At 35.6% G+C, this 15,293-nt stretch carries 12 protein-coding genes and 1 pseudogene; 5 read left to right on the forward strand and 8 right to left on the reverse strand.

The window, feature by feature from the left end:
* The first annotated feature begins 462 nt into the window (after window positions 1-462).
* Window positions 463-1,374: a polyprenyl synthetase family protein gene (locus ACG916_RS18335; RefSeq protein WP_419327596.1), complete on the forward strand. Its 912-nt coding sequence runs from the start codon at window positions 463-465 to the stop codon at window positions 1,372-1,374.
* A gap of 442 nt (window positions 1,375-1,816) precedes the next feature.
* On the opposite strand, the pseudogene ACG916_RS18340 reads toward ACG916_RS18335, so the two are convergent.
* The 5 genes and pseudogenes from ACG916_RS18340 to ACG916_RS18360 form a co-directional block, all read right to left on the reverse strand.
* Window positions 1,817-2,745: pseudogene (locus ACG916_RS18340) on the reverse strand (IS5 family transposase).
* Window positions 2,746-2,862: 117 nt separating this feature from the next.
* On the reverse strand, window positions 2,863-3,714 hold the full coding sequence (locus tag ACG916_RS18345; protein ID WP_336952823.1) for an SPFH domain-containing protein: 852 nt from the start codon (window positions 3,712-3,714) through the stop codon (window positions 2,863-2,865).
* A gap of 26 nt (window positions 3,715-3,740) precedes the next feature.
* Complete coding sequence (locus tag ACG916_RS18350; RefSeq protein WP_336952821.1) at window positions 3,741-4,202, reverse strand: NfeD family protein; 462 nt, start codon at window positions 4,200-4,202, stop codon at window positions 3,741-3,743.
* A 138-nt stretch (window positions 4,203-4,340) separates the two neighbouring features.
* Window positions 4,341-5,258: a patatin-like phospholipase family protein gene (locus ACG916_RS18355; protein WP_336952819.1), complete on the reverse strand. Its 918-nt coding sequence runs from the start codon at window positions 5,256-5,258 to the stop codon at window positions 4,341-4,343.
* Between the two features lie 60 nt (window positions 5,259-5,318).
* Window positions 5,319-5,945 (reverse strand): lysophospholipid acyltransferase family protein, encoded by a 627-nt coding sequence (locus ACG916_RS18360; RefSeq protein WP_336952817.1) that lies wholly within the window; start codon window positions 5,943-5,945, stop codon window positions 5,319-5,321.
* 154 nt (window positions 5,946-6,099) lie between these two features.
* Between ACG916_RS18360 and ACG916_RS18365 the strand changes: the two genes are divergently transcribed.
* From ACG916_RS18365 to ACG916_RS18380, 4 genes are all read left to right on the forward strand, one after another.
* Window positions 6,100-7,353: an MFS transporter gene (locus ACG916_RS18365; RefSeq protein ID WP_336952815.1), complete on the forward strand. Its 1,254-nt coding sequence runs from the start codon at window positions 6,100-6,102 to the stop codon at window positions 7,351-7,353.
* 574 nt (window positions 7,354-7,927) lie between these two features.
* Window positions 7,928-9,589, forward strand: a complete 1,662-nt coding sequence (locus tag ACG916_RS18370) for a phosphoethanolamine transferase (protein ID WP_419327597.1) — start codon at window positions 7,928-7,930, stop codon at window positions 9,587-9,589.
* 17 nt (window positions 9,590-9,606) lie between these two features.
* Window positions 9,607-10,299, forward strand: coding sequence for a response regulator transcription factor (locus ACG916_RS18375; protein ID WP_336952811.1), 693 nt, complete (start codon window positions 9,607-9,609; stop codon window positions 10,297-10,299).
* A gap of 1 nt (window position 10,300) precedes the next feature.
* Window positions 10,301-11,638: an ATP-binding protein gene (locus ACG916_RS18380; protein WP_336952810.1), complete on the forward strand. Its 1,338-nt coding sequence runs from the start codon at window positions 10,301-10,303 to the stop codon at window positions 11,636-11,638.
* Window positions 11,639-11,666: 28 nt separating this feature from the next.
* Here the strand turns inward: ACG916_RS18380 and ACG916_RS18385 are convergent, their stop codons facing one another.
* The 3 genes from ACG916_RS18385 to ACG916_RS18395 form a co-directional block, all read right to left on the reverse strand.
* A complete protein-coding gene (locus ACG916_RS18385) occupies window positions 11,667-12,473 on the reverse strand; it encodes a BUD32 family EKC/KEOPS complex subunit (protein WP_419327598.1) in 807 nt (268 codons plus the stop codon).
* A 296-nt stretch (window positions 12,474-12,769) separates the two neighbouring features.
* Window positions 12,770-13,444, reverse strand: coding sequence for a phosphatase PAP2 family protein (locus ACG916_RS18390; protein ID WP_336952807.1), 675 nt, complete (start codon window positions 13,442-13,444; stop codon window positions 12,770-12,772).
* Window positions 13,445-13,730: 286 nt separating this feature from the next.
* Window positions 13,731-14,918, reverse strand: coding sequence for an ammonium transporter (locus ACG916_RS18395; RefSeq protein WP_336952805.1), 1,188 nt, complete (start codon window positions 14,916-14,918; stop codon window positions 13,731-13,733).
* Window positions 14,919-15,293 lie beyond the last annotated feature (375 nt).

The raw sequence follows: 15,293 nt of genomic DNA on the forward strand, positions 1-15,293 counted from the left end.
ATGACCAGCTACCACAACAAAATAAGGTAGCTTAACTAGAGCAGAGTATCACTTATAAATAAGCTTTTAGTTGTTCAAACATGTGGGACCACCTCTGTAACACTTGCTGAAAGGCTTAAATTTGCAGTTACTAATGAAAAGATATTATTTGGCAATAATAACGAATACCTTACTGCGTCTATAGGAATTTATCATTTAGATCTACAAAAAAAACAGATTGAGATTGATGTTTTACAAAAATTAGAATTTGCAGTACGAGCTGCTAAAGAAAAGGGAAAAAACTCGCTGTTTCTATTAAAAAATGAGTTGTAAATATCTTGAACTTATTCAAATGATTCTATTGGAATTAAGAGATGAGAATTATAGTAACTCATAGTAGAATGTTCTGACTCATCAAATTTACCAATTCATCTAAAACTTCTGATTTTTTAGTTTTAGAGATTCGTACAAACCGAGGCAGATGTGACTTCTATTCCCAATGTAAATGCAGAAATTTTAAAACGAGCGCAAGTACAAATTCAGCAAGATTTACAAGTTGCTTTAGATGCCTTTTCATTGCCAGAGCCATTAAAATCGGCTGTGCATCATACGGTGATGTTAGGTGGAAAACGAGTTAGACCTGCTTTAAGTTACGCAACAGCACATTTAAAAGCAAATAATCCAAATTTTGCAGCTGTGCGTAGAGCTGCGGTTGCGATTGAGTTTATTCATTGTTACTCCTTGGCACATGATGACTTGCCATGTATGGACAATGACTTGTTACGTCGAGGGCAGCCAACTTGTCATGTGGCTTTTGGTGAAGATACAGCGCTTTTAGCAGGAGACATTCTGCAATCAATGGCATTTGAAGTGTTAGGGAGTCGTCTATTTGATCAAGGTCAAGCCGTTGAACAGAGCATTATTCTTAAGCAAATGCAAATTTTAGCAACAGCCAGTTCAAAAATGGTGTGTGGTCAGGTTTTAGATTTACAGGCTGAAGGTAAGCATGTTGATCAAGCGCATTTAGAAAGTATCCATCTTAATAAAACTGGGGCTTTAATCCAAGCTGCAATTATGATGTCTGCTGTGACAATTTTTGTAGGTACAGATCAGGCTATTCCCCAATTGCGTCAATATGGTCAAGCGATTGGATTAGCATTTCAAGTGCAAGATGATATTTTAGATGTGGTTTCTGATACTGAATCTTTGGGAAAAACTGCAGGTAAAGATCAACAAGTAGATAAGTCGACATATCCTGCTTTAATGGGATTAGACAATGCCAAAATTTATGCACAACAATTACATGACCAAGCATTTAAAGCCTTAGAATATTTTGGTGAGGATGCTCAGGAATTGAATCAAATTTCTCAATTTTTATTGGCAAGAAAAAGCTAAATCAGATTTTCAATAAAGTAATGCTCATCAGTAGTACTTAAATAGAGTACTTAAATAGAGTACTTAGATAAGATAGATTAACACTGTTTTTTGCATAGTTTAATTCGACATGATATCGCTATGAATGAAGACATGAGTACTAAGATTGTTTTAAGTACAGGTTTGTCACCTTAGCAAAAAGGATTTTTGTTAATTTCATATATGAAAGTGGAACATTACCTGCGAAATTGATTTAAATGCTCAATCCATGCGACAGTACAAAAAATTTATGAGGTTACAATTTAAACTTAATGTAATGTGGTGATTTATTTATCTCTCAGCACTAAAGAAATATTTTTGAATCATTTAAATTTGATGAATCCCCCTCAATGTGGGGTAATCAATTGAATAGGCTTTGTTGCACAAAGATTCGAAAGTCTAAATTCCTTTGCATAAGTCAAGTTTAGACCACAATTCGGGTGCGAGTTCTATCTAATTCACTGAATCTGTTTAATACACGAGCATTATTAATGCGCAAGGTACATAGATTTCAACGCCCTGACTTTGAAAGTTCCTTGTGCTTAGTTTGTCGCCAAATAATTTTATGCAGCGCATCTTGGTATTTACTAAACTTCTCTGAGGGTAACCTGACCATTTTTCCATAGTATCCTACCTAAATGTTTGGCTGCTCGAAGCAGCTCATTGCATTCTAATGAGCAAGTTTTTGTATTTTTTCAAGGCTTGACATTTTTTCTTAGGGATCACCATATGTGCCAATTTGTCTGAAATCACCCGTTAGCAGCTTTTAGTATCATAAGCTCCATCAGTATAGATGGAATTGAGTTGTTCACTTGGTGGAGTCTGATAGAGTAAATCACTAATATTATTTGTAGTGTTTTAGCATCGATACCTCTATGGAGCTTATGCCATTGGGGGCGATATCCAGCTTATTTTTGCTTAGGCTTCCATTCACCTTATTTGATCAACGAAAATTTTAAATCTTGTGAAGCTGGCATCTCATGTTTAAAAGTAGGTGAAGTATACAATGACTTTTTAATAGCGAATCGTAATCTCAATATACTTTTGTCTTCTAAAAATAGTGAAAAAATCTAAAGCTGTTTAATCAAGCCCTCATAATTTAATCAAGCTTTAAACAAAGCCTGTGCCCATACTTAAATACAATTAGAATAAGGATTTAATCATCAAATAAGATTGAAAGATTGAATAGTCGCATCTGAATAGGTTTGATTGCTACCTTGTTTACCGCTCCGATTAGGCATACCACTTTGTATTAGAACCAAACTAAGTGGAGATATTTCCACGTTGGAATAGAGCTCGGTTGAAACAAGACCAATTGAGGGTGTGCTATGTGTGAAGTTTGGGCTTATTCAATCGCGAATTATATTACTGAATCAGACCTTATGGGCATGTTAATGCAAAAACCTATTTCAAGATAAAAATAGGCAACACATCGGTTGCCTATTTTGAGCAATTTTTTAAATTTCAGAATTAATTTCTGCCCATCACACCGCGAATCGTATTCATAATATCCGCAGGTAACACAACCGTTTTGGCATTATTGGATTTGGCCATGTCTTGCATAGCTTTGACATATTGCTCACCCAATAAGTAGGCAACAGGTATTTCTTTATCACCTACAGCAGAGGTCACCATTTCAATAGCACGCTGTGAAGATTCAGCCAATACAACTTGAGCTTCAGCATCGCGACGAGAAGCTTCTAAACGTCCATCAGCTTCTAAAATAGCGGCCTGTTTTTCACCATCTGCTTTGGTTACAGTTGCACGACGTTGACGTTCGGCTGCTGCTTGGGCTTCCATCGCTGATTGCATCGTGTGTGATGGTTGAATGTCTTGAATTTCCACAGTTTTTAGTGTGATGCCCCAGTCGGAGATATCATCAGAGATTGCTGCTTTTAATTTCGCTTTGATATGATCACGTGATGACAATGCATCATCTAGGTCCATTTCACCAACGATTGAACGTAGGGAAGTCTGCACCAAGTTTTGAATTGCCCAAGTGTAGTTTTCGATACCGTACACGGCTTTTTCTGGTGTGGTTAAATTGATATAGGCCACGGCATTCATCACTAATACAGCGTTATCACGTGTGATTACTTCTTGTGATGGGATATCTAGAACAATATCTTTTGTGGTTACTTTATAAGCAACTTCATCCACATATGGAATGACGAAGTTTAAACCAGGACTCAGTGTGATGTGATATTTACCTAAGCGTTGTACGATCCATTTATAACCTTGAGGAACAATACGGACACCTTTGAAAATGGTCACAGCCACAAATAGAAATAAGACTAAAACAACAATAGAACCAAAACCCATTTAATTTTCCTCTTTATTCTTCATTATTAAGATGATGAATGTAGTTGTACAACTAGATCATTACCTAAAATATCAGTCACTCGTACACGGTCACCTACTTGTACAGGCGATAACGTACGGCAATTCCATTCATCAGAACCCAAAACAGGCATTGGAAAGCGGACACGAATTTGATCATGGCTAAGCCCAGTTTGAATGACCATACCCGTTTGACCAATGGTTGCTTCACGAGAAAGCCCAGCTTTAGTTTTATCTACAGATAAGGGTTTAATGAATTTAAACCAAGCCACAGTACAAATGATAGATAAGATAATCCAGCAAACGACTTGCAAGGTGAAACTCATACTTGGGAATAACCACAATAAAATGCTGACTATAACTGCAGCGATACCAAACCACAAAGCCGCAAATGCTGGTAGTAGAAGTTCAGATAAGATCAGCAATATGCCAAGTACAAACCAATGCCACGGTTCAAAAATAAAGTTCATACATCTACTCGAGTGATTATCATTGATATAGATGACGGATCATCTATATCAATGTAGCAGATCATTTTAGTGCTGCATATAAAAACGTGATTATTCTCGTTTTAAAGCATTATTGATTATATGACCGTTATTGCGGTATTAAAATTTTGCCCGTGGTGCAGGTTTTAATGCAGCAGGTGTTTTTTTAAAGTTATTAATTGCAGCTTGAATCGCAATGATTTTGCCTTGGGCTGCTTTTTCACCTTCTAATATGGCTTGGTTACTCGACTTAAGATCAAGTGTACCTAAGTGTCCAACTTTAGGCTGAATAACAATATTTGCTTGAGCCAACTCATTGTTAATGCTTTGTTGTCCCATGATGTTAATGGTTTGATCCAATAAGCCCCACATATTCATGGGTTGGCTGCCACTTGGACGAGCAGAAATATCAACTGCAATCACGATATCAGCTCCCATATCACGCGCAGTCTGGACAGGAATTGGGCTAACTAAACCACCATCAACATATTTTGTATGACCAATTGTGGCTGGTACAAAAACATTCGGAATACTGCAAGAAGCTCGGACTGCTTGTCCTGCATTTCCTTTAATAAATTCAGCTTTTTTACCATTGTCTAAGCGTGTGGCAACTGCTGCAAAACGGATTGGAAATTGCTCAATAGGTTTATTCGCAACATTCCGATTGATATAATCTTGTAGTTTTTGACCAAGAACAATACCTTGGCTATTTATAGTTAAATCACGCAAATCAGATTCTTTCAATTGTTGTGCAATTTGCTGCATTTGAAATGGTGTTTTACCACTGGCATAAATACTGCCAACAAAACTTCCGGCACTGGTTCCAGTCACAATTTTAGGTTTGATCCCGTGTGATTCTAAAACTTTGAGCACGCCAATATGAGCGAAACCTTTTGCTCCACCGCCACCTAAAGCAATCGCGATAACAGGCTCACGTGCTTTAATTGCAGTGGTCTGTGTTGGAGTTTTGGTAGTTTTGTCACAGCCAACAAGGGCTAGACCCAATAAGCCTATAAAACCAAGTTGTTTAAAACGCATGGAGTATTACTTTTGATCAAAATGTATGTTGCACATCTGAACAGATTGTCTCTGTTTTTTCTAGTTATTTTTCAAAAGTTTTTGTAAAGGAATTGATAAAAAATTAGGCCGTTTAGGTGAAAAATTACCTTTAAAACGCGCTAAAATTTCTGCTAAATCTTGCTCATAATCTCCTGTAGGTTGCAATGTTCCTAAGCAGTGAATTTGCTTTTTCTCATAATCGAATGAGAAAATTGCAATCGGTATTTTGGCTCCCATAGCAATATGATAAAAACCACTTTTAATTTTTTCAGCTTTTTTCCGGGTACCTTCAGGTGCAATCGCAATCCAAATTTTATCTTGCTCTTGTATGATTTTAACAATCTGTTGGGTGAGTCCATGTGGTGAATCACGATGAACAGGAATGACACCCATCCATTCAAAAAGTACTTTAAGTGGCGTTTTAAACAGGCTATCTTTTCCAAAAATTGTGACTTTAACACCAATACCTAACATCGCGAGGAAGGCATATAAACCATCATAATTAGAGGTGTGTGGCGCAATAAATACCACCGCTTTAGGTAAATTGGGAAATTCACCTTCAAATCCCCAGCCTTGAACTAAGTAAAGGTTTTTAAAAATATTACGACTGGTGTTTGTACCACGCTGAGGTACTTGATCAGGTATCATTGGAAAATTTTGTGACATTGTATTTTTATATGATTACTCTTGCATTGATTTTGGTTTTTGCTTAATAGTAACGATCTGCAAAATGTAAATATTACAAAATTCGTAGATAAAAGCAATACATACAGAATCAAGTTACGCCCATTTATATTGACATCATTCGAGTTTAGATTGCATGCGACACACCTATTTGTTGTTATTTTCATTGTATTGGGCACAGGGTTTACCTGTAGGATTTATGACGCATGCTTTACCAGTAATTTTGCGATCACAAGGCGTGTCATTGGCACATATCGGTGGCTTTGGATTACTCATGGCCCCTTGGGCAATTAAGATTTTGTGGGCGCCCTTTGTGGACAGTTTTGGACATGATTCCAAAGGGCATTATCGCAGTTGGATTATTCCAACCCAACTTTTAACCATTGCTATCTTGACCATTTTATCTTTTTTACCGATCCAATCCCTGAATGAACCGATCTATTTATTATTGTTTTTTATGGCTTTGCTCTGTATGAACAGTGTGGGTGCAACCCAAGATATTGCAACGGATGGCTTAGCCGTTAGTATTTTAAAAGGGGATCAGCAACATATCGGGAATATGATTCAAGTCATTGGCTCTCGTTTAGGATTTATTGTTGGGGGCGGGGCAATCTTATGGGCAATGGACTGGTTAAGTTGGCAAAGTACGTTTTTGATTTTAGCAGGAATTGTGGCTTTAAATACAATCCCTATTTGCTTTTACCACGAACCCAAACACTTGAAAAAGACTGCTTTAACACATTTACACGATGACGCTACACAGCACTTTATTGAAAAACTTAAAAGTTATTTAACTTATTTCTTTGTCAATAAAAAACTAAGAGCATGGTTCTTTGTGCTTTGTAGCATCAAAATAACCGATGGCTTTACAGGTCCAATAACTAAACCTTTGTTGGTTGATCTACAGCTGAGCCTTTCTCAAATCGGCATTTATATCACAATGTTAGGGGCATTTTCTGCATTATTGGGTGCAGGCTTGGCCAGTTTAATGTTAAAAAATCTAAAGCGTCAGCAAGCCTTAATCCTATTTTCTATTTTGAAATTGATCAGTTTAGCAGGGTTTGTGTGGTTAGCAGCTCAATATGAACAATCTCATTTTGTAGCACCGTGGTTAATTTATTTGATTAATGCTTTAGAAGATCTGTTTGCTGCAATGCTTTTAGTCATAATTTTAACATTAGTGATGCAATATAGCCGTCAAGAATATGCAGGTACAGATTTTACCTTTCAGGTCTCGATTATGGCAACAATCAGTGGGTTGTTGTATACCTTAAGTGGCATGATTGGCGATCAATTGGGATATTTTAATTATTTAAGTTTGATTTTAGTGATAGGCATTTTTTGTCAAATCCCTATAATATATTGGATCAAAAAGATACGTCATTCATAATATTATGAACTTAAATTTTGATAATAGCTATGATCAATATTTAATATGTAGTGTTATGGTTAGTCAGGTTTTGATTGAATTAAATAATTTTTCTTGGGAATAAATAAGCCCACAATGTATTATAAAAGTAAAATACATTGTATGGTTAATAAAGTTTAATTTATGTATAAATGTCTTTGATTTAATGTGGTTTTGTCTTTATTTTTTAATTAAATATTGATGTGTTTTGCATTGCTTGAAAAATAGAAAATTACTTTTTCGCCATTTTAAAATATGTAGAAATCAATTCGTGTATTATTACTTTTTTGGATTTAAAATAACTTTATCTCAAAAATATTAACTTTAAATGAATTATTGTGAATGGAATAAGCAGTATTATAATCTACGGGCTATAAAATAATACTCATTTTTTTTGTAGATGCTTTATTTGATTTTAATTTTCTCAGATCGTGAGAAATGTAAAGGTAGTTACAATTAAGATCAGTGGTGCAATATGCTTGGGAAAGTGCTTTTTAAGTTCAGTTTAAGCTTCATTTTTTAACTTAACCCCATTGAAAAGAGTATTGCCAAAGTAATGTCTAACTTAATACAGCGTATAAAACGACGTGAAGTCTCAATTTCACTAACTGCTTTTAATTTTATTGTCGCAGTGTGGTTAGGCTTGTGCCTGAATTTTAGTTTTTTAAATAAGGTTCAGTCTCTAACGCCTTATCAGGGGATTAAAGCACAGCTGTTTCTGATCGCGACAGGTTTTGTGCTGGTTGCTTTATATAATCTATTATTACAAATTTTAGACTGGAAATGGACAGCAAAATTTTTTGCAATTGTCTTGGTCTTCATTGGTGGATTTAGTGCTTATTTTGTCAACTCATTGGGTGTAGTCATTTCGCCTGATCAAATTCAAAATATGGTACAAACAGATCCTAGTGAAGTGTCAGACTTACTTTCTTTGCAATTTTTGGTTTGGACACTGGGATTTGTTGTTTTACCCATCATCATTATTTTTTGGGTAAAAATTAAACCAGAAAAAATTGGCAAAATATTATTATTTAAAAGCATAAATATTGCGGGCTCTTTCGCTGTAATTGCAGCATTATTATTTGTTTTCTATGTGGATTATGCTGCTATTTTTCGCGAGCATCGTGATTTAAAAGGCATGATTTCTCCGCAAAATGCAGTAGCTTCAACACTTTCTTATTTTCATAAAAAAGCACCGAAAAAAAATCTACCTTTGATTCGTTATGGTGAAGATGCACATTTAGTCGACGATGTTGCTTTACAACATAAACCTAAATTGATGGTTTTGGTAGTTGGTGAAACCGCACGTGCAGAGAGTTTTTCTTTAAATGGTTATGCAAAGAACACTAATCCTGAATTGTCCAAGCAGACGGGCCTAATTAATTTTTCTCAAGTCAGTTCTTGTGGTACAGCAACAGCAGTTTCAGTGCCTTGTATGTTTTCAGGTATGCCTCGTAAAAGCTATGATGAGCAACTGGCAAGTCATCGAGAGGGACTGCTTGATATCGCGCAACGCGCAGGTTACAAGGTAACGTGGATTGATAATAATTCAGGATGTAAAGGTGCTTGTGATCGCGTTGAGAAGTTTGTAATTCCTCAAAATTTAGAGAAAAAATGGTGTAAAGATGGCGAATGTCAAGATGGAATTTTAGTCGATAGCTTAAACCTATATTTAAGTCAATTGCCAAAAGATGATAAGCAAGCGCATTTGATTGTATTACATCAAATGGGAAGTCATGGACCCGCTTATTATAAACGTGCACCAAATGAATTCAAAAAATTCAAACCGACTTGTGAAACCAATGCGATACAAGGTTGTTCATCGACTGAATTGATTAATACTTATGATAATTCGATTGTCTATACAGATCATATTCTAAATCAAATGATTGAAACTTTAAAACAGCAACAAAACTATCGCACAGGTTTTTGGTATTTATCTGACCATGGTGAGTCTACAGGTGAACGTGGTATGTATTTGCATGGTGCACCTTATGCGATTGCGCCTACTCAACAAACCCATGTACCAATGGTGATGTGGTTTTCAGATGCATGGAAATCTGTAGCAGCAAAACAAATCAATTGTTTAAATCAACAAAAACAGGCAACATTGAGTCAAGATAATTTATTTCCAAGTCTTTTGAGTTTGTTAAATGTCCAAACTCAAGTCATAGATCAAAAAAATAATATGTTGCACCAGTGTGCTGTACAAAGCTGATTGAAAGGATATAAACCATGACCAAAATTTTGATGATAGAAGATGATTTTATGATTGCAGAATCATCTAAAACATTATTGAAATATCAGGGCTTTGATGTGGAATGGGTGAATAATGGTTTAGATGGCCTCAAGCTTATTTCTGAGAAACAATTTGATTTGGTCTTACTTGATTTAGGCTTGCCCATGATGGATGGGATGCAGGTCTTAAAGCAAATTCGTCAACGTTCAAGTTTACCTGTACTGATTATTTCAGCACGTGATCAATTACAAAATCGTGTTGAAGGTTTAAATCAAGGCGCGGATGATTATTTGATTAAGCCTTATGAGTTTGATGAGTTGGTAGCTCGTATCCATGCCTTATTACGTCGCACAGGTGATATAACAAAAGAAGTGATAGGAAACGCATCAAATTTATTGAAAAATGGTGAAATTGTTTTAGATGTTGAACAGCATATTGCAACTCTAAAAGGTGAAACAGTGGAACTTTCAAATCGTGAATGGGCGATTCTCATTCCGTTAATGACCCATCCCAATAAAATATTTTCTAAATCTAATTTAGAGGATAAATTGTATGCTTTTGATAGTGAAATCAACAGTAATACAATTGAAGTCTATGTACATCATATCCGATCAAAATTGGGTAAAGATATTATTCGTACAATTCGTGGATTAGGTTATCGTTTGGGGCAACCACAAAAAGCGGAATAACATGGAATCTGCATTTTCCTTAAGAAAACGTTTAATTCGTTATACATCTATTTTTAGTATTTTACTTGGTTGTGTGTTGGTTTTTTCAGCCTATAAAATTTCTTTAGAAGAGATTAATGAAATTTTAGATGCACAAATGGTCTATTTGGCAGAGCGAGTGGAATTAAATCCACGTGCTATCCAAAGTCATTTTGATATACATAAACGTTACCATGAAGAGGATTTATTTATTGATGTTTGGGCATATGCTGACCCAAGTCAAACCCAAAGTACGCCTCATCATGTCATCGTTGAACCTAAGCAAAAAGCAGGTTTTTATAGCCAAGAAACAGCGCATGGTACTTGGATTACCTATATCTTACCTACCACTAATTTTCAAATTCAAATCAGTCAACAGGAAAAAGTTAGAGAGCATTTGGCTTTAGAGCTGGCTGGAAGTATGTTTCTTCCCTATTTATTAATTATTCCTTTTGCCTTACTCGGTTTGGTTTATATTATTCGCCGTAGTTTAAAGCCCCTTGAAGACTTTAAATCTGAACTCGCAAAACGTGATTCAAATTCATTGGTTGCGATTCAAAATGAACATTATCCAGAAGAATTATTGCCTACAATTCAAGAAATGAATCATTTATTTGAGCGAATTTCTATTGCTCAGCAAGAACAGCGACAGTTTGTAGCAGATGCTGCACATGAGTTACGTACACCAATTACTGCCTTGAATCTGCAAACTAAAATTTTAATGAGCCAGTTTCCTGAAGAGGAAAATCTGAAAAATTTAAGTAAAGGTTTAGCACGGATGCAGCACCTAGTAACGCAACTGCTTGCCTTGGCAAAGCAAGATTCCTCATTGAGTCATGAAGTTCAAGTGACTCAATTTAAGCTGAATGATGTAGCACTTAATTGTGTAGAACAGTTGATGAATCTTGCAATGGAAAAAGATATCGATCTTGGCTTTGTACGTAATGAAATAGTGACTTTAAGAAGTGTAGAACATAGTCTTCATTCAATCATTTTTAATTTAATCGATAACGCAATAAAATATACACCTGTTTCAGGCATGATTAATATTTCAGTATTTGAAGATATTCATGGTTTTGCTTATGTTTTAATTGAGGATAGTGGTTCTGGAATTGATCCTGATATGTATGACAAAGTCTTAAAACGTTTTTATCGTGTACATCATCACTTGGAAGTGGGGAGTGGTTTGGGATTGTCGATCGTGGATAAAGCCATTCAACATTTAGGCGGTGAACTGTCTTTATCACGTAGTGAAGAATTGGGCGGACTCAGTGTTTTGGTCAAAATCCCAATTCAGTGCCATATCAAAACAGAAAAGTAAAATACTTAAAAAATAAATGATCCCATTTCTACATTAGCGGAAGGGGCTCATTTTTCTTCATATACTGAAAAAATTCTAAACATTTTTGCATTCTACGACCATCACTGCCAAGTTTACCCAAATTGAAATTTGCAACCCAATTGAGTTTATTTCCTATACGGCAAATCTCGTTGTATTTTGATTTACTTGGATAAATTTCTGCAATCAGGATATCGCACGCTTGTGCAAGCTCGTCATCATTAAAACGGAATGCTGTGGAGAAAATAAAGCATAACCAATCTCGAATTTGACAGGTTTCTAATTCGAGGACTTCCCCAGGATCAGTTTCAAAATCAATAAAAGTAAATGCTTTGTCATTATTCACTAAAATATTTCGTGCAAACGCCTCACTCAAATAACTGTCTTTTTGGTGTACAGCTTGAATAGCAAAAATTGCTTCACGATAAAATTCAAGCTTTTTAGCAGTATTTCCTTCCATTTTTGCCAATGCTTGATCAAGTTGCATGACATCTTCACCGTGATCAGCAGCATCTTCAATCAATAGACCTTGTGAACAATTAGCTAAAATTTGTGGTGTTGGAATACCAAGTGAATTTAATTCTGTCAGACGATGTACTTCACAATAAATCGATTTGCTTCCACCATAATTTGGAATAGGGGTTAGTGCTTCAATATTGAGTATACGTGCAACCCATTTTAATGGGATATAAATCCAAGCCGAGTGGCGTTCAGAGGCTTTTTTAAGCCACACTTTGCCATCACCTAACTGATAAGACTGAATATTCTGGTCTTGAATTTTAAGCGAATTGCGGAGAAATTTAGAAAAATTACTCATATTTTGCACGTATAAGATTACTAAATTGGCACAAGTATAAACAAAATATAATAATTTGTAAAAATTAAGATTGGTTTAATAATTTAATATTTAAATTATGACAAAAATGTAATTCTTTTAGTGATGAATATAGCTAAGTATCACTTGATTTGGCATTTTAGATTGAAATAAAAATAGATGAGCGATCAAATAAACCAGAGTAACAGTAATTCGCTTTTAAATATCTGATGTATTTTTAGAGATGCATTTATAATAAAATAATTTTGTGCGATATATCATTTATAATTTTAGAGTCGTTATCTGGTAAATTTTTTATAAAATATACGATACACAATTAAGTTAAAAGTAAAAATAATCCAACCTGTCCAAAGGTTATGGCTAAGGAAATGCGCACCACGCATCATTTGCCCCCACCCCGTAATCAAGCCAAGTGTTAAACCTAGGGCTAGGAAAAGATAAGCAATTTTAGAATTTGATCGTCTAAATACAAAAAAACCTGTAAGCAATGAAAAACCTGTGCTGGCATGCCCACCAGGAAAGCAGCCTCCGTGGCTTGCAGAAAAATCCCAAACATAGCCTAGAGCGGTTTGCTCAGTCATAGACCAAGGGCAGGCATGAGCTGAGTGGGATTTGAAAATGCCAATTACTGCTGTGGATAAAACACTGACAATGAACAAATAGCCCAATTGCCATTGATACGATTTTAATTTCGCAACTTTAAAAGAAGCAATCCATGAAATGAATACTGTAATATAGAAGGCAATGATAATATGTTTAAGCAACTTGTGATTAACTTCAATAAGAAACCAATTGTTCTTGAGTGGAAAATGACCAGTACTATCTATCCACGGTTGGATAAAATACATATCGATTGCGCCACCCACGGGAAAGACAAAGAACAATATTAAAAATAATATTCCTAACAATAAACTGTTACTTAAGAAAAATTTATTTGAGTCGCAATAAGACATGTGTTGTTTTGCTCAATTTAAATATTTTAATCTGCGTGTATTAGAAAAAAACAAACTTAAACTAAGCTTAATGATTATATAATTGGAATTTTATAAATTGATCTATTAATAAATAGAAACATCAACGATTATTTTAAGATGGTTTTTGTAAGTAACTGCTCTTGAGAATGAATAAGCTTATTTTAAAAATTTTATTTTTAAATTATTGTATAGTCATTTAGATGCTATAAAAAGCGGCTTTTCAGCCGCAAAATTTATAAAAAATAAAACCTGCTGGTATAAACGATTAAAACATTGCATCCTCAGAGTTTGCAGAAATTTTATGAATTGATAAATCTGCACCTCGAAACTCTTCTTCTTGTGTTAAACGAATACCCATAGTCGCTTTAAGTATACCATATACAGCAAATCCACCAGCTAAAGCCAGTAAAATGGCAAGTAGCGTACCTATTATCTGAGACATCAAAGATACTCCCCCGATCCCTCCCAACCACTGCTGACCAAATAGACCCACAGCAATACCACCAAATGCACCACAAACCCCATGTAATGGCCAAACACCGAGTACATCATCAACTTTGAGTTTATTTTGTGTATAGGTAAACAGTTTAACAAACAGAAAACCGGCACAGATACCAATAAATAAAGCGCCAATTGGATGAACCACATCAGAACCTGCACAGATTGCCACCAAGCCTGCTAAGGGGCCATTATGTAAAAACCCCGGATCTTCTTTTCCAAAGAAATTTGCAGAAAGTGTGCCGCCTACCATTGCCATGAGTGAGTTCATAGCGACTAAACCTGAGATTGCATCTAAGCGTTGAGCACTCATGACATTAAAGCCAAACCAACCAACAATTAAGATCCAAGAACCGAGTGCTAAGAAAGGAATAGAAGAGGGGGGGTGTGCACTAACGCGACCATCTTTTTTATAGCGCCCATGACGTGCACCAAGTAGTAACACTGCTGCAAGTGCAATCCAGCCACCCATCGCATGTACCACAACAGAACCGGCAAAATCATGGAAACTAGCACCAAACGTATCCGCTAACCACTTTTGTAAGCCGAGATTACCATTCCATGCGATCCCTTCAAAAAAAGGATAAACCAGCGCCACAATAAACAGGGTCGCAATGGCTTGAGAACGCATTTTGGCACGTTCTGCAATGCCACCAGAAACAATGGCGGGGATTGCTGCAGCAAAGGTCAAAAGAAAAAAACAACGCATCAAATTGTAGCCATGCTCAGTTGAAAGCGTAGTACCTGTATGAAAAAAATGTTGGCCATAGGCAATGTAATAACCAACAAAGAAGTAGGCGATTGCTGAGATTGAAAAGTCAGTAATAATTTTACTGAGTGCATTGACTTGATTTTTATGGCGAACTGTTCCCAGCTCTAAAAAAGCAAAGCCTGCATGCATAGCGAGTACAAGCACTGCGCCAAGCAAGAGAAAGAGTAGATCAACGTTTTGCATATACGATTCTTTTTGGTGCTATCTGTCACAAATTGGTTCAAGTATAACCAACGATTTGAATCCGTGAAGTGTTTGGCTGTATGAAAAAATAGATCAACAATTTCAAAATATTATTAAGACTCGATATAAAGCAAAAGCATGCACTATATTGGAATTTATGCACTAACTTGATGCAATAAGATATTCTGGTTTATTTTTAAGATACTGATAATTATTGATTTTTATTTATCGTGTTTCACCTTAGACCCAGCCTGTCTAATTTGAATCTAAAAACAAACCGATAAATGATTGAGTTAAAATTAAAAAATAACTTAATGACCAATTTTTGCATACACCCACACTGCAAGCTTGATTTCTGTATTCGAAATGGTTTCT

Origin of the sequence: Acinetobacter legionensis (assembly GCF_048552295.1) — a bacterium.
In the GTDB taxonomy this organism is placed as follows: Bacteria; Pseudomonadota; Gammaproteobacteria; order Pseudomonadales; family Moraxellaceae; genus Acinetobacter.